Consider the following 20,227-nt stretch of genomic DNA (forward strand, 5'->3'; position numbering starts at 1 on the left):
GAGCGCATCGTCTCCAGGCGCGACTGCAACGTGGAGTGATGTATTCCGAGTGTGCGCGAGGCCTGCCGTACCGTCGCCGAGGCCAACACGGCGTCGACCGTCTCCGACGTCCAAGGGACCTCTCTCATGAGTGAATCCAGCGCTGCGACATCGGGATTCGACGATTCGCCGCGAACGTCGGCGAGGAGATCGATCAACCCGCCGAACTCGTCGGCGCAGATCGATCCCTGCGTGGGTGCGCGGGTGAGGCGGAGCGCGATGGTGGCGGTGCGCAGCGAGTAGGGCAGGTCCTCGATGTGCGCGGTTCCGCCGATCCCGCTGGGAGTTGCCGGTGCGTCGATGGTCGACGCGGGTGCGATGAGCACGTGCAGCGTGCCGTGCGGGGTCGTCATCACATCGCTGGGCCACGGTACGGACTGTGCCCACTGTGCGAAGAGGGGAGCCGCGACCACGCGATAGCGCGTCCCCGCCGACAAGCCAAGGCGCGCAGCGGCTTCACGACGTCGTTGTTGGTCCACCTGGTCGTCGAGCACGGCATGCATGTCCCTGGTCGCCGCGCTCGAGCCGTGGTCGGTGAATCGGATACGTACCGCGAGCGCCAGGCGTTCGAGGATGATCGCGTCGTTCGGTTGCGCCTGCGCCTCGCGCTCGATCCACACGGTCAGCTCGTCGGACACCCGCTCGGAGGAGATGGCAGGGGGAGTACTCCGCTCGAGTGTCTCGCCCATCGGCGACACCCGCGTGATCTCACCCGCGTGGTCGAGTCCTGCCGGACAGCCCGCCAACGCGGCAGCGGCAGCGAGGAGCCCGTGCACGTTGACCTGCCCGACGATGAGCTCGTCGAAACAGGCGATGACGCGGATGCCGAGGCTGGCGCTCGGGTCGAGCGCCGAGATCCGACCGAGCAGTTCCTGCATGAATCCCCTGTTCGTCCTGCCGTGACTTAGGAGGGTATCGCGCCACCGGACCCCGAGCGGCCGTTTGACGACTCGGCCGGGTCCGGTGGCGTGTGTCCTCAGCCGCGCAGTGCCCGGTAGACGGCGGTTTCCATGTCGAGATAGCCGCCGACGGAAGCCGGGTCGGCGAACGGGAAGATCTGGGTCGCCCAGTACCCGCCTATGTGGTTGCGCCGATCGATCCAGTAATAGAGGTTGGCCAGGCCCGCCCAACCGAGCGAGCCCGCGGGCCGTCCGGTCGGTGCCTCCTCGTCGTTGACCATGAACGAGTACGACCACGACTTCGACTGGCCCGGGAAGAACTCGGCGTCGTTGGACAGCGAGGCGATGACTCCCGGCAGCATCTTGACCTTCAGATCACCGAGATGGTTCTGTGCTGCGAACTCGACGGTCTGACTCCGCAGGACCTCCTCACCCGAGTCCGACCGGCCGTCGTTGAGCCACATCCTGATGAACTTCAGGTAGTCCTCCACGGTGGAGATGATGCCGTGGCCACCCATGTGCACCTCGGGTTCGGCGGGCGGCACGAAGTCGTGCAGCGGCCGCAGCGAGCCGTCGGCCTCACGCTGGTGCATCGTGGCCAGTCGGGAGCGGAGGTCTTCGGTGAGACGGAACGACGAACTGTTCATCCCCAGCGGGGTGAAGATGCGTTCTTTCATCACGTCGTCGAGTCGCTTGCCGGTGATCGCCTCCACCACCAGCCCGCACCAGTCCATGTTGGTGCCGTACTCCCACTGCGTGCCCGGATCGAACAACAGCGGTGTGGTCAGCGACTCCATGGTTGCCGTGACAATCGAGGGCTGGCCGTGCTCGGTGGCGAGACGGTTGTAGGTCTCGTTGAAGAAGTCGTAACCGAATCCGGCCGTGTGCAACAGCAACTGGCGAGTGGTGATGTCGGAGGCCAGCGCGCGCAGAATGGGTTCCCCGGCGTCGTCGAAGCCGTCGATCACCTGGAGTTCGCCGATCGCGGGCACGTACGCCTTGGCCGGTGCTTCGATGTCGAGATCCCCGGACTCGATGAGTTGTAGCGCCGCGGTCGCCGTCAACGCCTTGGTGGTGGAGAAGATCGCGAAGGTGGTGTCGGTGGTCATGGGAACGTCGGAGTCGACCGAGCGTTTGCCTGCGGCCCCGAGGTAGATGTTCTCGCGATCGGTGGTGATACCTGCCACCACTCCGGGGACCGCGGGTACGGCTCCGTTCACCACTTCGGCTGCTGCGGCGGCGACCTTGTCGGCGTCGATCATCGGTGCACTCATCGTGTCGATCCTTTCCTTGGGTGCAATTCATCGCGCTGCGACCGGGTGTGGCCGAAGCGAATGCTCTTGTGTGGGAGTTGTTCAGGGGCTCAATCGGCCAACGTGCGCTCGATCCAGGAGAATCGGGTACGCAACATGGCCTTCGCCAACGCCGTGTGTTGAGCGAAGATGTCGCACGCGTGGAAGGCGCCCGGCCAGACGTGAAGTTCAGCATTCACTCCCGCGGCCCAGAGGCCTTGCGCGTAGGCGACGGTCTCGTCGCGAAAGATCTCCGCGGTGCCGACGTCGAGGAAGGCAGGCGGCAACCCGCGCAGATCCCTCGCGCGTGCCGGGGCAGCGTAGGGAGAGACGTCGGCGGTCGCGTAGGCGTCTGCAAGGCTCGCGCGCCAACCGGTTTCGTTGCTGATCCGATCCCAGACGCCGACGCCGTCGAACTGGTGGGTCGACGCGGTGATGTTGCGGTCGTCGAGCATCGGGTAGACCAGCAGTTGGGCGCAGATTGTCGGACCGCCCCGGTCGCGCGCGGCGAGTGCCATTCCCGCGGCAAGGCCACCGCCGCAACTGGCTCCGCCGACCATGAGCCGCCCGACGTCGACGCCGATCTCGGCGGCACGTCGGGCTGTCCATTCGAGTGCCGCGTACATGTCCTCGCGTGCGTACGGGTCACGATGCTCCGGCGCGAGTCGGTATTCGGGGCATACGAGCGTGATACCGAGTCGCTCCACCCATTCGAGATTGATGTCGAGGGCGTTGAACCGGTCACCGAACATGAGTCCGCCGGAATGCGCGTAGACGATGGCCGGGCGTCGCCCGCTGGCGCGCGGCGAACTGAACACCGATACAACGATCTCGTCGCCGCCGTGACCGTCGATCATGAACTCGCGATGCTCGACGGCACGCCCGGCCAGAATCTGTTCGATCGGCGGCGATGCGTAGGACTTGCGCATGAAGGCGATGAGATCCGGCGTGATGGTCGGGGGAAAGACGCCGCCGACGACGGCGAGGCCTGCCTTGAGTTCGGGGTCGAACTCGGGCCGCTCCGTACCGCTCAGCGTGGTCTCTGTCACGAACACGAGTCTAGGTACGCTGCATCACAGTCGGTACCGCCAGTGCGCCCGGGTTCGGGCGATTCGACCCGCCATGTGGCGGATGAGGCGGGAACGAAATCCGTCACGGCCCGCGAACACAGGCGGGCGGTGACGGTACGCGGACCCGTCAGTAGCTGTGCTCGGGCGCGGGGAAGACTCCCCGGCGCACCTCGTCGGCATAGGTGGCCGCTGCGGTGCGCAGTTCGCCGCCGACGTCGGCGTAGCGCTTGACGAACCTGGCGGTCTTGCCGTGGGTGAAGCCCGCCATGTCCTGCCAGACGAGTACCTGCGCATCGGTTTCGTTGCCTGCACCGATGCCGACGGTGGGGATCGTCAGCTTGCGGGTGATCTGGGCGGCGAGTTCTGCCGGCACCATCTCCATGACGACCGCGAACGCGCCCGCCTCCTGGACCGCGATGGCGTCGGCGATGAGTTGGTCTGCGGCGTCGCCACGGCCCTGGACGCGGAATCCGCCGAGTCCGTTGACACTCTGCGGGGTGAAACCGATGTGTGCCATGACCGGAATGCCCGCGGCGGTCAGTGTGGCGATCTGGTCGGCAACACGCTCGCCGCCCTCGAGTTTCACTGCATGCGCACCGGTTTCCTTGAAGAAGCGCACCGCGGTTTCCAACGCCTGCTGAGGACTCGCCTCGTAGCTGCCGAACGGAAGGTCGGCGACGACGAGCGCGTGGGGGGCGCCACGGACGACGGCCCGCGCGAGGGGGATCAGCTCGTCGATCGAGACGGGGATGGTGGTGTCGTAGCCGAGGACGACGTTGGCGGCGGAATCGCCGACCAGCAGAACCGGGATCTGCGCCTCGTCGAAGATGCGGGCAGTCGAGTAGTCGTATGCGGTGAGCATCGACCACTTCTCGCCCTGTTCCTTCATCTGTGCGAGGTGATGGATGCGGGTGGTGCGTCGACGCGGCGCGGAAGCCGGATCGTCGGAGGCGCCACCGTAGATGGGCGCGTCGGAATGGGGTGCCTGATCGGACATCGTTGTCTCTTTTCTTCCTCGAGTCCCGCTCTGCGGGTACCCGGGCTGTGTTCGGACGCTCTTCAGTGTTCCACCGATACGCTCTCGGGCGACCGGCGATGAACGTGTGTTTGCTCACACCTGCGGGTACCGGAATGGACGTCGTGGGCGCGGGATGTGTCAGTAGCATCGCGCCAATGACCTGCTCGTCTCGTGGGCCGGCACCGGTTCGGCAGCACGCGGCGCCCGGCAGGGTGACGCTCGTGCCGCTGCTGGTCGTTGTGGCGCTCCTCGCGTTCGCCTGCGGTGGACGTGAACCCGACGATGCGGACCCCGACGCGTCGATCCGATGGGGGCCGTGCCGAGACGGCGCGGTGATCGGATCGTCGGCGGCACGAGTGGAGTGCGCAACACTCGCCGTCCCCCTCGACCCTGCGGTTCCGCGGGGCCGCACGATCACGCTCGCGGTGGCGAGGTTGGCTGCGGCGCAGCGAAGCGACGCCACGGTGCTCATCAATCCGGGCGGGCCGGGGGCCTCGGGAGTCGATTTCCTCCTCGGTGCAGCGGATCGTCTTGCGGCGCAGGGCTTCACCGCCCACAGCGACGTCGTCGCATTCGATCCCCGCGGCGTGGGCGCGTCGGAGCCACAGATCCGGTGCCGGACCGGAGCAGAACTCGATGCCGAGCGCAACGTCGACCGTGGCGACAGATCCGAGCAGGGGGTCGCGCAGGCCGAGGCCGCCAATCGCGCGGACGCCCGACGATGCTCGGCGCGGGTCGGCGACGAATTCCTCGGACTCGTCGGCACCTCGCACGTCGTCGACGACGTCGAGCGCCTCCGGATCGCTCTCGGGAGGAGTCGAGTCGACTTCATCGGCTTCTCCTATGGGTCGAAGATCGGTCTCGACTACGGGCAGCGCTATCCGGGAAGGTTGTTCCGTCTGGTTGTCGATGGCGCCGTCGATCCCGCTGCCGACCCGATCGACGCATCGGTCGCCCAGGCCCGCTCGTTTCAGGATGTGTTCGACGCCTTCGTCCGCGACTGCACCGAGGTGCCCGGTTGTGCGCTCGGTGCGGACCCGGCAGGAGCGCTGGGCAGATACCAGGGCATCGTGCGCGCCCTGACGCATCGACCTGCTCCAGCGGGGCCCGGACGTGTGCTGACCTTTCAGTCGGCGGTCGACGGTACGAGCATGGCTCTCTACCGCAACGACCTGTGGCCGACCCTGCGTTCAGGACTGGCCGACCTCGCCGCGGGACGAGGAGGCCAGACGTTGATGTCGCTCGCGGACATGCTGGAGGGTCGACGACCCGGCGGAACCTACGACAACTCGGCAGACGCGAATCTCGCGATCGGGTGCGCCGATGGCCCACGGATCACCGACCGTCGCTTGGCCGACGACTTCGAGCGCCGACTCCGTGCCGCGGCCCCGTACTCCGACGACGGACGCGCGACCGGCCGGGCTCCCCTCGACACGTGCGCCTTCTGGCCACCCGCGAGTCAGGCTACGGCTACCGAGGGCCACTCGGCGTCGGCCGCGCCGTCGTCGGCGCAACAGGTCGGTCCCGTGGCACCCGCGCCTTTGGTGATCGCGACGACTCACGATCCGGCCACGCCTTATGCCGTGGGGGAGGCTGTCGCCCGACGCACTCGCGGCACACTGGTCACGGTGGACGGATACGGTCACACATCGGCGTTCCATGGCAACCGGTGCGTGGACGAGGCCGTCGATCGCTATCTGTCGAATCCCGTAGGATTGAATCGCTCTCTCGCATGCTGAGATCGCCACGCCAAATGCGCAGGTTGTCGAGTTTGACTTATGAACGTAACACCGATTTAACAGGCTACTTCTAATGTCGGCGGTCATGGATCGCCAAAAGGAATTCGTGCTGCGGACCCTCGAAGAGCGCGACATCCGATTCGTGCGTCTCTGGTTCACCGACGTCCTGGGATATCTGAAATCCGTGGCGATCGCTCCGGCCGAACTGGAAGGCGCGTTCTCAGAGGGTATCGGGTTCGACGGCTCTGCCATCGAAGGCTTCTCCCGTGTCTCCGAGGCCGACACCGTTGCCAGGCCCGACCCGTCGACGTTCCAGATCCTCCCGTGGACGACGTCGTCGGGCAGGCACCATTCGGCCAGGATGTTCTGTGACATCGTGATGCCCGACGGCACGCCGAGCTGGGCCGACTCGCGACACGTCCTGCGTCGTCAACTCAACAAGGCCGCAGACCAGGGGTTCAGTTGCTACGTGCACCCCGAGATCGAGTTCTTCCTTCTCAAGGAGGCCCCGCTCGACGGTAGCGTGCCCACACCCGCCGACAGCGGCGGCTATTTCGATCAGGCCGTCCACGACGCCGCGCCCAACTTCCGTCGGCACGCGATCGAGGCGCTGGAGTCGATGGGGATCTCCGTCGAGTTCTCTCACCACGAGGGTGCGCCCGGCCAGCAGGAGATCGACCTGCGTTATGCCGACGCGCTGTCGATGGCCGACAACGTGATGACGTTCCGGTACCTGATCAAGGAGGTCGCGATCGGCGAAGGTGTCTGGGCCACCTTCATGCCCAAGCCCTTCAGCGATCATCCCGGGTCGGCGATGCATACCCACATGAGTCTGTTCGAGGGCGACACCAACGCCTTCCACAACCCTGACGACCCGATGCAGTTGTCGGAGACCGGCAAGAAGTTCATCGCGGGAATCCTGCACCACGCCAACGAGATCAGCGCGGTCACCAATCAGTGGGTCAACAGCTACAAGCGTCTGATCTACGGCGGCGAGGCTCCGACCGCAGCCACCTGGGGCGGCGCAAACCGCTCTGCGCTGGTCCGCTTGCCGCTGTACACGCCGAACAAGGCGTCGTCGCGACGCGTCGAGGTACGCAGCCCCGATTCCGCGTGCAACCCCTATCTGACCTTCGCGGTACTGCTGGCCGCCGGGCTGAAGGGGATCGTCGAAGACTACGAATTGCCTGACGAGGCCGAGGACGACGTGTGGGCGCTCACGCCGGCTGAGCGTCGGGCGATGGGCTACAAGGAACTGCCCGGAAGCCTCGCCGACGCGTTGCACCAGATGGAGAAGTCGGAGCTGTTGGCCGAGACGCTCGGCGAGCACGTCTTCGACTACTTCCTGCGTAACAAGTGGGCAGAGTGGGACAACTATCGCAGTCTGGTCACCCCATTCGAACTGAGGAACTACCTCCCGCTGTGATTCGCGGTGGCCGGGACGCTATTTTCTAGGGTGTGACAACACTTCGAGGTCGTGGCGGCGTACCGGCAGTGGGGCGGCTGGGCCTGCTCGATCCCGACGCTGAGAAGAACCTGTCCGACCTCGGTTGGAACAACGAGGAGTCGGTCGACCTCCTGTGGTCGCTGTCGCGCTCTCCCGACGCGGATCTCGCGCTGCGTGCAATCGTCCGGTTGCGGGCACAGTTGGGCGACGACTGGTCGGAAGTCGACGATCTGCTGCGTACCGACAAGGGTTTCCGCGGTCGGTTCCTCGCGGTGCTCGGATCGTCGGACGCCCTCGGCGATCACATGGTGGCCGAGCCGGAGGCGTGGCGGCGTCTGATTCCAGCGCAACTCCCGGATACCGAGGAGATCAACCGACAGATGCTCGCCGCTGTCGACGCGGTCGCCGAACCCGGCGAGATCGAGCGCGGCAACAAGATTTTTCGTGCGGGGTTCAGCGGCCCGAAGGCCGTCGTTGCGCTGCGGGCCGCCTACCGCAACCTCGTCTTGCAGGTCGCGGCCCACGATGTGGCGTCGACGGTCGAGGACGAGCCTGTCATCTGGTTTCCCGAGATCGGCGCGCTGCTCGCCGACCTCGCCGATGCCGCGTTGACCGCTGCGTTGGCTGTCGCGTTCCGAGAGGTGTGTGGCGACCAACCGATCCCGGTGCGGCTCGCGGTGATCGCGATGGGCAAATGTGGCGCGCGAGAGCTCAACTACGTCAGCGACGTCGACGTGGTGTTCGTCAGCGAACCGGCCGACGGGACGTCGGCACGCATCGCGGGTGAGATGATGCGCGTCGGCTCGTTGGCGTTCTTCGAGGTCGACGCCGCGCTGCGCCCCGAGGGAAAATCCGGCGCCCTCACCCGCACGCTCGATTCGCATGTCGCGTACTACAACCGGTGGGCCAAGACGTGGGAGTTCCAGGCGCAGTTGAAAGCCCGGCCGATGACCGGGGACATGGAACTCGGACAGCGCTATCACGACGCCATCAACCCGATGGTGTGGCAGGCCTCCGAGCGCGATGACTTCGTCCCCGAAGTCCAGGCGATGCGGCGCCGTGTGGAATCGCTTGTGCCCGAACAGGAACGTGACCGGAACCTGAAACTCGGCAGTGGCAGCATCCGCGATGTCGAGTTCGCTGTGCAGATGCTGCAGATGGTCCATGGCCGCGTCGACGAGACGCTGCGGGTGCGCGCGACAGTCGACGCGCTCTCCGCGTTGACCGCAGGCGGTTACGTGGGACGCGACGACGGCGCCAATCTCAACGCGTCGTATCAGTTCCTGCGCCTACTCGAACATCGCCTGCAGTTGCAGCGCATGTCGCGCACGCACCTGCTCCCGGAGTTCGACGACGACAACAACATGCGGTGGCTGGCGCGCGCCGCGCATATCCGGCGGGAGGGCGATCTCGACGCGACGTCGGTGTTGCGCAGGCAGATCAAGCACCAGAGCCTCCGGGTGCGACGCCTGCACCAGAAGCTGTTCTACCGGCCGCTGCTCGAAGCCGCGGTGCGCTTCGACACCACGGAGCTGACGCTGACCGACGAGTCCGCGATGCGCCGTCTGTCAGCACTCGGTTATGCACAACCCGAGCGTGCGTTGAGCCACATCCGAGCCTTGGCGTCGGTGTCGGGTAGACGTGGTCAGGTGCAGCGGTTGATCCTGCCGCAGCTGCTCGAGTACATCGGGGACACACCGGATTCCGATGCGGGCCTGCTGAACTACCGCAGGCTCTGCGACGTGATGGACAACGATTGGTTTCTGCGTCTGTTGCGCGATGACGGCGTCGTCGCGGCGCGTCTGATGCATGTGCTCGGCACGTCGGAGTTCATCGCGAACCTACTGATGCGTTCGCCGGAGGTCATCAACCTCTACACCGACGGTCCCGACGGTCCGCGGCTGTGTGAGGTACGGCCAGAGGACGTCGCCAAAGGACTGGTGGCGTCGACGGTGCGACAACCGGATCTGCGTCGCGCAGTGGCCGCGGCACGGTCGCATCGTCGCGCCGAACTGGCACGTATCGCCTCGGCGGACGTTCTCGGTCTGCTCGACGTCCCGCAGGTGTGTGAGGCACTGTCGAGCGTGTGGGCAGCAGTCCTCAACGCGGCGTTGAAATTTGCGATCCAGGACTCCGAGCGCGTCGAGTCTCGCACTGCGCCCGCGCGTATCGCAGTGATCGGAATGGGCAGACTCGGCGGCGGTGAACTCGGCTACGGCTCGGATGCCGACGTGCTCTTCGTATGCCAACCCAATCCGGGCGAGGACGAGACCAAGGCCGTGCGGTGGGCGCAGACCATCGCCGAGGTGGTCCGGTCGATGCTCGGCTCACCCAGCGACGACCCGCCGCTGATCGTCGACACCGGTCTGCGCCCCGAAGGTCGCAACGGGCCGGTCGTACGCACACTCGCCGCCTATGCCGCGTATTACGAGCAGTGGGCACAACCGTGGGAGGTGCAGGCGCTGCTGCGGGCGCACCAGGTCGCCGGAGACGAGGAACTCGGAATCGAGTTCCTGCACATGGCCGATCGCATCCGTTATCCGCAGGGCGGTGTCTCCAACGATGCGGTCAAAGAGATCCGGCGTATCAAGGCACGCGTCGACGCCGAGCGGCTGCCGCGCGGAGCCGATCCGGCAACGCACACCAAGCTCGGTCGTGGCGGTCTCGCCGACATCGAGTGGACCGTGCAGTTGTTGCAGCTGAAGTATGCACATCGCTATCTGTCACTGCACAACACATCCACGCTGCAGTCGCTCGACGCGATCGGGTCGGCGGAACTGCTCGCCGAGGACGACGTCGCGCTGCTCAAGGATGCGTGGATCACCGCCACCAAGGCCCGTAACAGTCTGGTGCTGGTGCGTGGCAAGCCGATCGATCAGCTCCCCGGTCCGGGAAAGCAGTTGCGGCAGATAGCGTTTGCTGCGGGCTGGCCGGAGGATCAGGCCGCGGAGTTCCTCGATCACTACCTCCGGGTCACCCGCCGCGCCAAAGCCGTTGTGCTCAAGGTGTTCGGCGCATGAGCACATCGGCCCGATGAGAGTGGTTGCCGTCTGATGCGCCGGGTCCTCGTGTTCGTTCTACTCGGTGTGGGCTGGGCGATGATGGTCGCCGCGGGTATCGCGGTCTGGCTCCACTACTTTCGCTCCCGGGGCGAAGTCACGATCTTCCTCACCAGCGCGGTGCCCTTCGCGATCATCCCCGCGGCCCTCGCCGTCATCGTGTTTGTTGCCCTTCGCCGCTGGTTGACGCTCCCGCTCGCGATCGCCGCGCTCGTCGCGCTGTGCATCACCCAGGTGCCGCTGTGGGTGTCGCAGACGCCACCTGCCGGGGAGAGATTTACCGTGCTGACAGCGAACCTGATGGTCGGTGGCGGCGATGTCGACCAGATCGCCGAGGTGGTCGAGCGTGAGCGTGTCGACCTGGTGTCGCTACAGGAGGTGACTCCGGAGGCGCTCGACCGTCTGCAGGCCACCGTCGGCAGGCAGCTGACGTACTCGTATGCGGTGCCGGGACCGTTCGCCCAGGGCACCGCGATCTTCAGTCGTTCACCCCTGACCGACCAGGCCGAGATCGATGAGAACACCGTGCTCCACAATCTGCGCGCGCGAACGGACCTGCCCGGCGCGCGCGATACCCAGGTATTCGCGGTACATCCGGGTGCCCCATTGCGCGGCAAGACCGACATCTGGGTCCGTGACATGGATCTGCTGCGCACCCGCCTCGAGGCGATCCCTTCCGGACGGGCGATCGTCGCCGGTGACTTCAACGCGACGTGGGATCAGGTCCGCTATCGCGACTTTCTACAGCACGGATTCGCCGACACCGTCGATCAGTCCGGAGCGGGTTTCGTGCCCACGTACCCGACGGACAAGTGGGGTGGCAGACCCTTCCTGGCCCTCGATCACGTCGTCGTGCGCGGATTCGTCGCATCGAAGGTCGACACCTTCGACCTCGGCGGTTCCGATCACCGCGGCGTGGTGGTATCACTGGTTGCATCATGACAACCATCTCCCACCGCCTCCGTGAGGCGACCGCGGTCGCACACCAACAGGCCGAGAACGCCACCTTCATCGACGATTTGCTGTCCGGCCGCCTCGACGCCGATCAGTACGGACGCCTTGCCGCCCAGTTGTTCTTCATCTATCGCGCTCTCGAAGAGGTGGGTGCTGCGTTGGCAGGCGACCCGGTCGCCGACGCCGTGCTCGACGATCGGTTGCTACGGACCGACCGGCTGATCGGTGATCTCCGCACGCTCGGAGTGGACCCGGAGACCATTACGCCGCTGCCTGCTGTCGAACGGTATGTCGACGCCATCGACGCCACGCGAACGGATCCGGCACGCTACGTTGCACATCACTACACCCGCTATCTCGGCGACCTCTCGGGCGGGCAGGTCGTCGCGCATCGGATGCGGGAACACTACGGACTCGGCGCGTCGGCGCTGAGCTTCTACGCGTTCGACGGCATCGACAAACTCAAGCGATACAAGGACGCCTACCGCGATCGGATCGATGCGCTCGCCATTGCCGAGCCCGATATCGAACGTCTCGTCGCAGAGGCGATCTCGGCGTTCGAACTGAATCAAGCCTTGTTCGCCGAACTGGACGCCGCGCGCGTGGGCTGAGCTGACTTCTCGCAGCGCGCCGTACGCGAGATCATCGCCTCGAGGCCGTCGAGTAGCACGGTCAGACCGAACTCGAACTGGTCGGTGAAGAAGTCGTCGTCGTCCGACATTTCCGAGACCGCGGCCGTCAGCGCCGGGAACCGCTCATTGTCGACGAGCTCGAGCATCGTCGCCTCGTATCCGTTGTCGCCTGACGACGATTCGTGCGCGTTGCTCGCCCCGCTGACATCGCCGTCACGCGACTGTCCCAGGAGACCCATCTGCGTTGACTGGCGAACGTGGTGTCGTACGAATCCGTCGACGAGCAGAAGCGCGTTGAGCTTCTGCTGTCCTGTCAGTGCGACGTCGTCGAATGCCTGCACACCGGCTTCGGTCCACGAGACGGTGTTGGGTCCCATCGGCGGACGCGACATCGGGATCTCGGTGATCCACGGCCGAGCGCGCAGCGTGGTGGCCGCTGCCCGTGCCCACGCGCCGACCCGATCGCGCCACGGACCCGAAGCGGTCAGCTCGGGCTCCGGAAGGCCATATGCCTCGTCGACGAGCAGGTCGACGACGTCGTCCTTGCCGTCGACGTAGCGATAGAGAGACATCGCCGAGAGTCCGAGCGAGTCGGCAATGGCCTTCATCGACACGGCTTCCCATCCGCGCTCGTCGGCGATGGCGACCGCGGCGCGGGCGATGTCACGGATCTTGGACGTCTACGGATTCGTACTAGCCGGTCTGCTGCTCACGATGGGGTCGCTCGCCGACCGCGTGGGTCATCGGCGCGTGTTGATGTGGGGAGCCGTAGGGTTCGGCGCGGCGTCGATCCTCGCGGCGTTCGCTCCCACGGCGTCACTACTGATCCTGGCCCGAGCAGTGTTGGCGGTCTCCGGCGCCACGCTCATGCCGTCGACCCTGGCGTTGATCCGCCACATCTTCGTCGACGACACCGATCGCGCGAAGGCGATCGCGACGTGGAACGCAGTGCTCGCGGGCGGGGTCACCGTGGGGCCGATCATCTCCGGTGTGCTGCTCGAACACTTCTGGTGGGGAGCCGTGTTCCTGATCAATGTTCCGGTCATGGCAGCCTTGCTCGTTGTTGCGCCGCTCCTGTTGCCCGGCGACACCGCGGTCGCGAACCGTCGGATCGACCTGGCCAGCGCACTGCTGATGCTCGGCGCGATGCTTCCGACCATCTACGCGATCAAGGAGTTCGCTGCCGACGGCTGGTCGATGGTGCGTGGGGGTGCGCTGGTCGTCGGCCTGGCGTGTGGCGCGATGTTCGTCGTGCGACAACGGCAACTCGACGACCCGATGATCGAGCTGCGCCTGTTCGGCGACCGTCGATTCTCGGTGTCGATCTGGACGAACGTCGTGTGCATGTTCGCGCTGCTCGGTAATTCGATCGTGGTGACGCAGTATCTTCAATCGGTTCTCGGCTACTCGCCGTTGACGGCAGCGCTGTGGAGTATCGCGCCGAGTGTTTTGGTCGCGGTCACCGCGCCGCTCGCCGCACTCGCCTCGGCGCGGTGGGGACGACCGACTGTGATGATCGTCGGGTTGCTGACGGGGGCAGTCGGTTTCGGTGTACTCGGGGGATTGCTCGGAGTGGATACGCTGCTTGTCGCCCTCGTCGGTTCGACGTTGCTGGCCACCGGGATCGTCTCGGCATCTTCGGTGGTGGCGGACTATGTGATGGGGGTCGCGCCCGCGCATCGCACCGGGGCGACATCGGGGTTGCTGGAGACGTCGAGCGAACTCGGTGGGGCAATCGGCATTGCGGTAATCGGTAGTGTCGTCAATCTGGTGTATCGCATGACTTTTCCCGCACATCTGACGATCGGTGAGACATCGTCGAGTCTTGCGGGCGCGATCGCGACCGCACGACATCTCGACGCGGGACAAGCGTCGAGCGTGGTGAACGCGGCACGCTCAGCCTTCGTCGACGGAGCGTCGATCGCGGCATTCGTTGGAGCTGGGGTCCTCGTGGTGACGGCGTTGCTCGTCGGCTGGATGAGGAGAACGACACGGGCGACCGGGAGCCAGGGGAGTGTCGACCGGGGCGTGGACCATTCGGGAGTCCCGGACTGACGACACCGGCACCGGGTCAGGGTGCTGTGCAGCAACGGGACTCGGTGTCAGAAGACCTCGATCTTGACTCCGACGTCGACGATCATGTCGGTGCGGCTGTCCGAACTGTGGGCGAGTTCGATGAGTCGCTGGGTCTCGCCATGGGGTACCTGCTTGCGCACCACGGCCTTGACGCCGTCGATATTGATGCGGTCGCCGGGCACAAGATCTTCAACAAAAAGCATGCGGGTCATGACCAAGAGATTACGTGCAGTCGGCACGTTGTGTGAGGGTACGAAGGCCCCATCACACCATGTGAAGTGCATCACCGACTAGTGATCAGCCCACGTTCGAGGTGCAGCGGCTGAAGATCACCTTGGGCGAGCCGCCGGTCAGCCGCGACGTGGCGGCGTCGGTCGCGGCCTGCTCACTTGTCGCCCAGGCCCATCCCCAAGACATGTCCGACTGCGAATGCACAATGGCGCCACAGGCGTTGCGCCACCAGGTGGCAGCCTGGCAACTCGACACACCGCATTGGGACAGGGCCTTACTCTCGGCATCGGCGCGCGAGAGTGCGTTGACCGCATAACCCACGTTACCGGTCTGCGTCGACACAGCGATGGCGCCGTAGTAGTCGACCGACGGCGTCGTCGTCGCCGCGGGCGGGGGAAGCCCGGGGGTCGGCGTCGAATCGTAGTCGCCGGGGGTTGTCGAGGCGCTGTAGTCGTCGGTGGTCGTCGCTGTGGTGGCGCCCGTGGCCGACGTGAGGTTCGACGCATCGTCGGCTCGATTCGACGCCCAGATCACCACGCCGATCACCGCCACGACGGCGAGGATGCCGAGGACGCCCACAGCCGCGAGGACAGCGATCAACGCTCCGTTCCCACGACGGGGAGGCTGCGGCCCCGGCCCGCCCGGCCCGTAGGGATAGGGACCCTGCGGCGGGGGCCCTTGAGGGGGCCACGGCCCGCTGGGGCCCGGTCCTGGGTAGCTCATGCGAACAGCATTGCATGACGCCTTGTGCGACTGCGCACCGAGTTGCGGTGCCGGGGGCGGATTCTGGCCGGGTGAACCACTGCCGACGGTCCCCGGAAAGCGACACCGCCCGCCCGACGCGGTGTCGGGCGGGCGGTGCTGCAGCGGGCGCTACGACTCAGCAGTCGTAGTACAGCGCGAACTCGTACGGGTGCGGGCGGATCTGAACCGGCTCGATCTCGTTCTCACGCTTGAGCGCGATCCAGGTCTCGATCAGGTCCTCGGTGAACACTCCACCGGCGGTGAGGTACTCGTGATCCTCTTCGAGCTTGTCGATGACGGCGCTCAGCGAGGTCGGTGCCTGCGGGATGTTCTTGGCCTCCTCGGGGGGAAGCTCGTAGAGGTCCTTGTCGACGGGCTCGTGCGGCTCGATCTTGTTCTTGATGCCGTCGAGACCTGCCATCATCATCGCGGCGAACGCGAGGTAGGGGTTGCCCGAGCTGTCCGGGCAACGGAACTCGAGACGCTTGGCCTTCGGGTTGTTGCCGGTGATCGGGATACGCACGCACGCCGACCGGTTGCGCTGGCTGTAGACCAGGTTGATCGGGGCCTCGTAGCCGGGCACCAGACGCTTGTACGAGTTGACCGTCGGGTTGGTGAACGCCAGCAGCGACGGTGCGTGGTGCAGGATGCCGCCGATGTAGTAGCGCGCGAGATCCGACAGTCCCGCGTAACCGGCCTCGTCGTGGAACAGCGGCTTGCCGTCCTTCCACAGCGACTGGTGGGCGTGCATGCCCGAGCCGTTGTCGCCGAAGAGGGGCTTGGGCATGAAGGTGACCGACTTGCCGTTGGCCCACGCCGTGTTCTTGATGATGTACTTGAACAGCAGCACATCGTCGGCGGCGTGGAGCAGCGTGTTGAACTTGTAGTTGATCTCGGCCTGGCCGCCGGTGCCGACCTCGTGGTGACCGCGCTCGAGCTCGAAGCCCGCGTTGGTCAGGTTGGTCGACATCTCGTCGCGCAGGTCGACGTAGTGGTCATACGGCGCCACGGGGAAGTACCCGCCCTTGGGGCGCACCTTGTAGCCGAGGTTCGGCGAACCGTCGGGGTCGACCGGCGAACCGGCGTTCCACCAGCCCGACTCCGACTCGACCTCGTAGTAGGTGCCGTTCATCTCCGAGCCGTAGGAGACGCTGTCGAAGATGTAGAACTCCGCTTCGGCGCCGAAGAAGCAGGTGTCGGCGATGCCGGTCGATGCGAGGTAATCTTCCGCCTTGCGGGCGACGTTGCGCGGGTCGCGGCTGTAGGCCTCCCGGGTGAACGGGTCGTGGACGAAGAAGCTGACGTTCATCGTCTTGGCCTTGCGGAAGGGGTCGATCTGAGCGGTTGCCGGGTCCGGCAGCAGCATCATGTCCGACTCGTTGATGGACTGGAATCCGCGGACAGACGAACCGTCGAATGCGAGGCCGTCCTCGAAGACGCTCTCGTCGAACGCTTCCGCCGGGATGGAGAAGTGCTGCATCACACCGGGCAGGTCGCAGAAACGGATGTCGACGTACTCGACACCTTCCTTCTTGATGCCCTCGAGTAGTTCTTCTTTGCTGCTGTACACCGTGCGGTGACTCCTTCACTATTTCGCCGGCGGGTGGCCATGAGACGGTCACCCGACACGCTCGTCCGCCACCGAGAGACAGCAGCGGATCTCAGCTCAGACCGTATGGACAGGACGTTGCCCGCGCGTCAAGGACGTGTTTCTCCTGTGTTACACACCGCGGACGTGGGACACCATAACTATTCCCGATGGCGAGGTTTCGCGCGTGGTGAATTCGGCCACTCGCTGCTGCGGCCGCGCCGGGATCAGACAACGGCCCGCCGGTCCACTCGCATGCAGGGCATACACTGACGTGCAGAGACAGGCGCTCAGCGCGCTTGGGCTGACGACATACCTGCCGCGGGCGTAGCTCCGGCACTGACCACGAACAGAGAGGTGTCCGCGATGGGCCGCGCTACCGGATCATGGCTGTCGGGGCCGCAGGCGGGCCACGACGTCGACGTCGAGTACCGCGGAGCCGACCTCGGGCTTCCCGAGACGGGCCCCGGTTCGCTGGCAGGCGGCTGGCATCGCGTGGCCGGGCTGATGGTCGACTGGCTGATCGCCGGGGGACTCTCGCTGCTGTTCGTGCGCTTCGGCTCACCCGACATGGGCACGGTGATCCTGGCGGTGTGGTTCGTCGTCGGAGTCGTCACCGTGACGTTGTTCGGTTTCACCCCGGGACAGTTCGCGGTCGGCACCCGGGTCGCCCGTGTCGATCTCGGGCCTGAACGCACCGCCTCCGAGATCGGTGGAACCACAGGCTTCGCGGCGGTCGGACCGATCCGTGCGCTCGCACGTCAGGTGCTGATCGTGTTCATCGTGCCCGCGCTGATGAACGACTACAACGGTCGTGCGCTGCACGACCGTGCGACCGGCACGGCGATGATTCGTACGCGCTGACGATCAGCTGCGACGACGCGCAGTGCGTTGCATGCTGCGCATCTTCGCGTTCGCAGGCAGCGGTCCCTTCGGCATCGCCGGCCCGGCGCCGCGACTGCTCAGCGCGCTGAGCCGACCCTCCAGTGCGTCGATACGCTTCCCGTCGATATTGCGGGGCAATTTGTTGAGGTGCTTCTCGAGCTTCGAGAGCGGCACCTGGTCGTCGTCGTTGCCGACATACACCTCGTAGATGGGGGTGTCGCCGACAACGCGGGCGGCCTTCTTCTTCTCCTGAGCGACCAGCGAGCGCACGCGAGTGGGCGATCCCTCGGCGACGAGGATCACGCCGGGCTTGCCGATCACGCGGTGCACGGCGTCGAGGTGGCTGGTGCCGGCCACGGCCTGACTGACACGCCACTGTCCACGCATGTTGCCCAGCGCCCACCCGGCAGCGCCCGGTTGGCCCTCGGCACGGGTGTAGACGGTCTTCTGGACGCGACGGCCGAACAGTACGAACGCCGCCAGGAGTCCGAGAATCACTCCGACCGGGATGAACAGCCATGGGCTGCCGATGGTGAGTCCGAGGACCACGAAGATCGCCACGACCAGCACGAAGATGCCGACCATGTAGGGAATGAGTCGCTTGTCCTCTTTCCGCTGCATCTGGAATGCCTGCCAGAGCTGGGTGTAGCGCTCACGCGAGGCCTTACGCCGAGCCTTCTTCGCCGCGGCCTTTTCCTCTTTGCTTGCTGCAGACGCCTTTGCCATGCCCTCTAGGATACGTCCGACGCCGCGACGTCACGTCTGGGGTTGGTCGAGCCGCGACGGGTCAGCGGGCGAGACGCGAGAGCACGCTCGACGCCTCCTGGCTCGCCGATCCCTCGTCGGCGAGGTGGGTCATCGCGGCAGGTAGTTCACGGCCGTGGTGGGCCATCGCCTGCGCGTAGAGACGCCCCGCACGATACGACGAACGGACCAACGGCCCCGCCATCACACCGGCGAACCCGACTTCGCGGGCGTACTCGGAGTGTTCGACGAACTCCTCGGGCTTCACCCACCGTTCGACGGGATGATGTCGCGGGGATGGACGCAGGTACTGCGTGATGGTCAGGATGTCGCATCCGGCCTCGTGCAGGTCGACGATGGACTCGCGGACCTCCTCGGGGGTCTCACCCATGCCGAGGATGAGATTCGACTTGGTGACCAACCCGAAGTCGCGTGCCTGGGTGAGCACGTCGAGCGAGCGCTCATACCTGAACGCCGGACGGATCCGCTTGAAGATACGGGGCACGGTCTCGAGGTTGTGCGCGAGCACCTCGGGGCGGGCGTCGAACACCTCGGCGAGCAGGTCGGGCTTGGCGTGGAAGTCGGGGATCAGGTTCTCGACGCCCGTGCCCGGGTTGAGGCGGTGGATGGCCCGCACCGTTTCTGCGTAGAGCCATGCGCCCTCGTCGGGGAGGTCGTCGCGGGCGACACCGGTGATGGTCGAGTACCGCAATCCCATGGCCTGCACGCTCTCGGCCACGCGGCGCGGCTCGTCGCGGTCGAGCTCGGCGGGCTTGCCGGTGTCGATCTGGCAGAAATCGCAGCGTCGGGTGCACTGCTCACCGCCGATCAGGAAGGTCGCCTCGCGGTCTTCCCAGCATTCGTAGATGTTGGGACACCCGGCTTCCTCGCAAACCGTGTGCAGCCCTTCACGTTTCACGAGCCCCTTGAGTTCGGAGTACTCCGGGCCCATGGTTGCGCGGGTCTTGATCCACTTGGGTTTGCGCTCGATCGGCGTCTGCGCATTGCGCACTTCGAGGCGCAGCAGTTTGCGTCCGTCGGGAGCGGTGGGGGCCGAGGCTGGTGAATCAGACACTGTCACCGCACCGATGCTACGCCCGGCTCGGGCGAGGTCTGCGAGTCCGTTATCCCGGTCACAACACCGTCGACGTCGCGGTGGTCGAATGCCGAGCGCACAGCATCGACGACGTCGACGAGGACGTCGTCGACAGTGATCTCGCGGCCCGCCTCGAGTGCGAGTGAGGTGACGCCGGCATCAGCGATGCCGCACGGCACGATGGCGTCGAATGCGCTCATGTCGGGATGCACGTTGAGTGCGAAGCCGTGCAGGGTGACGCCCCGCGCGACGCGGATGCCTATCTGGCCGAGCTTGCGCTCACCGGCGTCGTCGCAGACCCAGACTCCCGAGCGGCCCTCGACGCGTCCCGCGGTGACCGAGAAGCGCGCACAGACCGTGATGAGTGCCGACTCGATACGCCGGACATAGTCGACGACGTCGAGTGGTTGTGCGAGGGCGACGATCGGATAGCCGACGAGTTGGCCGGGCCCGTGCCAGGTGATCCTGCCGCCGCGGTCGACGTCGACGACGGTTGCGCCGTTGGTCGGGAGGTCGGACTGCTCGGTGCGTTTACCGGCCGTGTAGGTCGACGGGTGTTCGAGCAGGAGTAGGAGGTCGTGGTCGAGGGTGCCGTCGGCGCGTTCGGCTGCCAGGGCATGTTGTGCCTCGTAGGCGTCGCGATAGTCGACGACGCCGAGGTTGCGTACCTCGATGGGAGTGTTCGGGTCGGAACGAATGGATTCGCGTGGCATG

The 20,227-nt window shown here is 65.9% G+C and carries 18 protein-coding genes; 7 read left to right on the plus strand and 11 right to left on the minus strand.

The genetic code is table 11. The features are described from left to right. The 4 genes from GOACH_RS14665 to panB all read right to left on the minus strand — a co-directional run. Positions 1–917, minus strand: a 917-nt coding sequence (locus GOACH_RS14665; RefSeq protein WP_005176096.1) for a CdaR family protein, incomplete at its 3' end; no start/stop codon positions are given. 98 nt (positions 918–1,015) lie between these two features. Next, entirely contained in the window at positions 1,016–2,212 is a 1,197-nt protein-coding gene (gene acmB / locus GOACH_RS14670) for a methyl acetate hydrolase AcmB (RefSeq protein WP_005176098.1), read from the minus strand. Between the two features lie 89 nt (positions 2,213–2,301). Continuing rightward, positions 2,302–3,279 carry an alpha/beta hydrolase gene (locus GOACH_RS14675; RefSeq protein ID WP_245551909.1) on the minus strand — a complete coding sequence of 326 codons (978 nt, stop codon included), beginning with the start codon at positions 3,277–3,279 and terminating at the stop codon, positions 2,302–2,304. Between the two features lie 148 nt (positions 3,280–3,427). Further along, positions 3,428–4,297 carry a 3-methyl-2-oxobutanoate hydroxymethyltransferase gene (panB, locus tag GOACH_RS14680; protein ID WP_005176103.1) on the minus strand — a complete coding sequence of 290 codons (870 nt, stop codon included), beginning with the start codon at positions 4,295–4,297 and terminating at the stop codon, positions 3,428–3,430. A gap of 176 nt (positions 4,298–4,473) precedes the next feature. Between panB and GOACH_RS14685 the strand changes: the two genes are divergently transcribed. The 5 genes from GOACH_RS14685 (at position 4,474) to GOACH_RS14705 (ending at position 12,128) form a co-directional block, all read left to right on the plus strand. Continuing rightward, complete coding sequence (locus tag GOACH_RS14685) at positions 4,474–6,057, plus strand: alpha/beta hydrolase (RefSeq protein WP_005176104.1); 1,584 nt, start codon at positions 4,474–4,476, stop codon at positions 6,055–6,057. A gap of 85 nt (positions 6,058–6,142) precedes the next feature. Then, the gene (gene glnA, locus GOACH_RS14690; RefSeq protein ID WP_040518851.1) at positions 6,143–7,483 is read left to right on the plus strand and encodes a type I glutamate--ammonia ligase; all 1,341 of its coding nucleotides are present in this window, start codon (positions 6,143–6,145) and stop codon (positions 7,481–7,483) included. A 32-nt stretch (positions 7,484–7,515) separates the two neighbouring features. Then, positions 7,516–10,524 (plus strand): bifunctional [glutamine synthetase] adenylyltransferase/[glutamine synthetase]-adenylyl-L-tyrosine phosphorylase, encoded by a 3,009-nt coding sequence (locus tag GOACH_RS14695; RefSeq protein ID WP_217999519.1) that lies wholly within the window; start codon positions 7,516–7,518, stop codon positions 10,522–10,524. Between the two features lie 33 nt (positions 10,525–10,557). Continuing rightward, on the plus strand, positions 10,558–11,505 hold the full coding sequence (locus GOACH_RS14700; protein WP_005176118.1) for an endonuclease/exonuclease/phosphatase family protein: 948 nt from the start codon (positions 10,558–10,560) through the stop codon (positions 11,503–11,505). Continuing rightward, positions 11,502–12,128, plus strand: coding sequence for a biliverdin-producing heme oxygenase (locus GOACH_RS14705; protein ID WP_005176122.1), 627 nt, complete (start codon positions 11,502–11,504; stop codon positions 12,126–12,128). The genes GOACH_RS14700 and GOACH_RS14705 overlap by 4 nt, the downstream gene beginning before the upstream one ends. Here the strand turns inward: GOACH_RS14705 and GOACH_RS14710 are convergent. Continuing rightward, positions 12,086–12,757 carry a TetR/AcrR family transcriptional regulator gene (locus GOACH_RS14710; protein WP_005176126.1) on the minus strand — a complete coding sequence of 224 codons (672 nt, stop codon included), beginning with the start codon at positions 12,755–12,757 and terminating at the stop codon, positions 12,086–12,088. The genes GOACH_RS14705 and GOACH_RS14710 overlap by 43 nt on opposite strands. On the opposite strand from GOACH_RS14710, the gene GOACH_RS14715 reads away from it, so the two are divergent. After that, positions 12,747–14,204: an MFS transporter gene (locus GOACH_RS14715; RefSeq protein ID WP_005176128.1), complete on the plus strand. Its 1,458-nt coding sequence runs from the start codon at positions 12,747–12,749 to the stop codon at positions 14,202–14,204. The genes GOACH_RS14710 and GOACH_RS14715 overlap by 11 nt on opposite strands. Positions 14,205–14,251: 47 nt before the next feature. Here GOACH_RS14715 and GOACH_RS14720 read toward each other — a convergent pair whose 3' ends face one another. The 3 genes from GOACH_RS14720 to glnA (GOACH_RS14730) all read right to left on the minus strand — a co-directional run bounded on the left by GOACH_RS14720 (position 14,252) and on the right by glnA (GOACH_RS14730) (position 16,770). Further along, positions 14,252–14,437 (minus strand): hypothetical protein, encoded by a 186-nt coding sequence (locus tag GOACH_RS14720; RefSeq protein ID WP_040518816.1) that lies wholly within the window; start codon positions 14,435–14,437, stop codon positions 14,252–14,254. An 85-nt stretch (positions 14,438–14,522) separates the two neighbouring features. Then, positions 14,523–15,179, minus strand: coding sequence for a DUF4189 domain-containing protein (locus GOACH_RS14725; protein WP_005176133.1), 657 nt, complete (start codon positions 15,177–15,179; stop codon positions 14,523–14,525). A 157-nt stretch (positions 15,180–15,336) separates the two neighbouring features. Beyond that, positions 15,337–16,770, minus strand: a complete 1,434-nt coding sequence (glnA, locus tag GOACH_RS14730) for a type I glutamate--ammonia ligase (protein ID WP_005176138.1) — start codon at positions 16,768–16,770, stop codon at positions 15,337–15,339. Positions 16,771–17,154: 384 nt separating this feature from the next. Here glnA (GOACH_RS14730) and GOACH_RS14735 point away from each other — a divergent pair, with 384 nt between their 5' ends. Next, on the plus strand, positions 17,155–17,652 hold the full coding sequence (locus GOACH_RS14735) for an RDD family protein (RefSeq protein ID WP_005176143.1): 498 nt from the start codon (positions 17,155–17,157) through the stop codon (positions 17,650–17,652). Positions 17,653–17,655: 3 nt separating this feature from the next. Here GOACH_RS14735 and GOACH_RS14740 read toward each other — a convergent pair whose 3' ends face one another. The 3 genes from GOACH_RS14740 to lipB all read right to left on the minus strand — a co-directional run bounded on the left by GOACH_RS14740 (position 17,656) and on the right by lipB (position 20,226). Continuing rightward, entirely contained in the window at positions 17,656–18,399 is a 744-nt protein-coding gene (locus GOACH_RS14740) for a DUF4191 domain-containing protein (RefSeq protein ID WP_005176144.1), read from the minus strand. 61 nt (positions 18,400–18,460) lie between these two features. Further along, positions 18,461–19,498: a lipoyl synthase gene (gene lipA / locus GOACH_RS14745; RefSeq protein WP_005176145.1), complete on the minus strand. Its 1,038-nt coding sequence runs from the start codon at positions 19,496–19,498 to the stop codon at positions 18,461–18,463. Further along, positions 19,495–20,226 (minus strand): lipoyl(octanoyl) transferase LipB, encoded by a 732-nt coding sequence (lipB, locus tag GOACH_RS14750; RefSeq protein WP_005176146.1) that lies wholly within the window; start codon positions 20,224–20,226, stop codon positions 19,495–19,497. The genes lipA and lipB overlap by 4 nt, the downstream gene beginning before the upstream one ends. Position 20,227 lies beyond the last annotated feature (1 nt).

The organism is Gordonia aichiensis NBRC 108223, assembly GCF_000332975.1.
Taxonomy (GTDB): domain Bacteria; phylum Actinomycetota; class Actinomycetes; order Mycobacteriales; family Mycobacteriaceae; genus Gordonia; species Gordonia aichiensis.

Coding starts and splice junctions, on each gene's coding strand:
- lipB (WP_005176146.1), bottom strand. CDS start 20,226: ATGCCACGCGAATCCATTCGTTCCGACCCGAACACTCCCATCGAGGTA.
- GOACH_RS14710 (WP_005176126.1), bottom strand. CDS start 12,757: ATGAAGGCCATTGCCGACTCGCTCGGACTCTCGGCGATGTCTCTCTAT.
- GOACH_RS14705 (WP_005176122.1), top strand. CDS start 11,502: ATGACAACCATCTCCCACCGCCTCCGTGAGGCGACCGCGGTCGCACAC.
- glnA (WP_040518851.1), top strand. CDS start 6,143: ATGGATCGCCAAAAGGAATTCGTGCTGCGGACCCTCGAAGAGCGCGAC.
- acmB (WP_005176098.1), bottom strand. CDS start 2,212: ATGAGTGCACCGATGATCGACGCCGACAAGGTCGCCGCCGCAGCAGCC.
- GOACH_RS14715 (WP_005176128.1), top strand. CDS start 12,747: ATGGCCTTCATCGACACGGCTTCCCATCCGCGCTCGTCGGCGATGGCG.
- panB (WP_005176103.1), bottom strand. CDS start 4,297: ATGTCCGATCAGGCACCCCATTCCGACGCGCCCATCTACGGTGGCGCC.
- GOACH_RS14725 (WP_005176133.1), bottom strand. CDS start 15,179: ATGAGCTACCCAGGACCGGGCCCCAGCGGGCCGTGGCCCCCTCAAGGG.
- GOACH_RS14685 (WP_005176104.1), top strand. CDS start 4,474: ATGACCTGCTCGTCTCGTGGGCCGGCACCGGTTCGGCAGCACGCGGCG.
- GOACH_RS14735 (WP_005176143.1), top strand. CDS start 17,155: ATGGGCCGCGCTACCGGATCATGGCTGTCGGGGCCGCAGGCGGGCCAC.
- GOACH_RS14700 (WP_005176118.1), top strand. CDS start 10,558: ATGCGCCGGGTCCTCGTGTTCGTTCTACTCGGTGTGGGCTGGGCGATG.
- GOACH_RS14720 (WP_040518816.1), bottom strand. CDS start 14,437: ATGACCCGCATGCTTTTTGTTGAAGATCTTGTGCCCGGCGACCGCATC.
- GOACH_RS14740 (WP_005176144.1), bottom strand. CDS start 18,399: ATGGCAAAGGCGTCTGCAGCAAGCAAAGAGGAAAAGGCCGCGGCGAAG.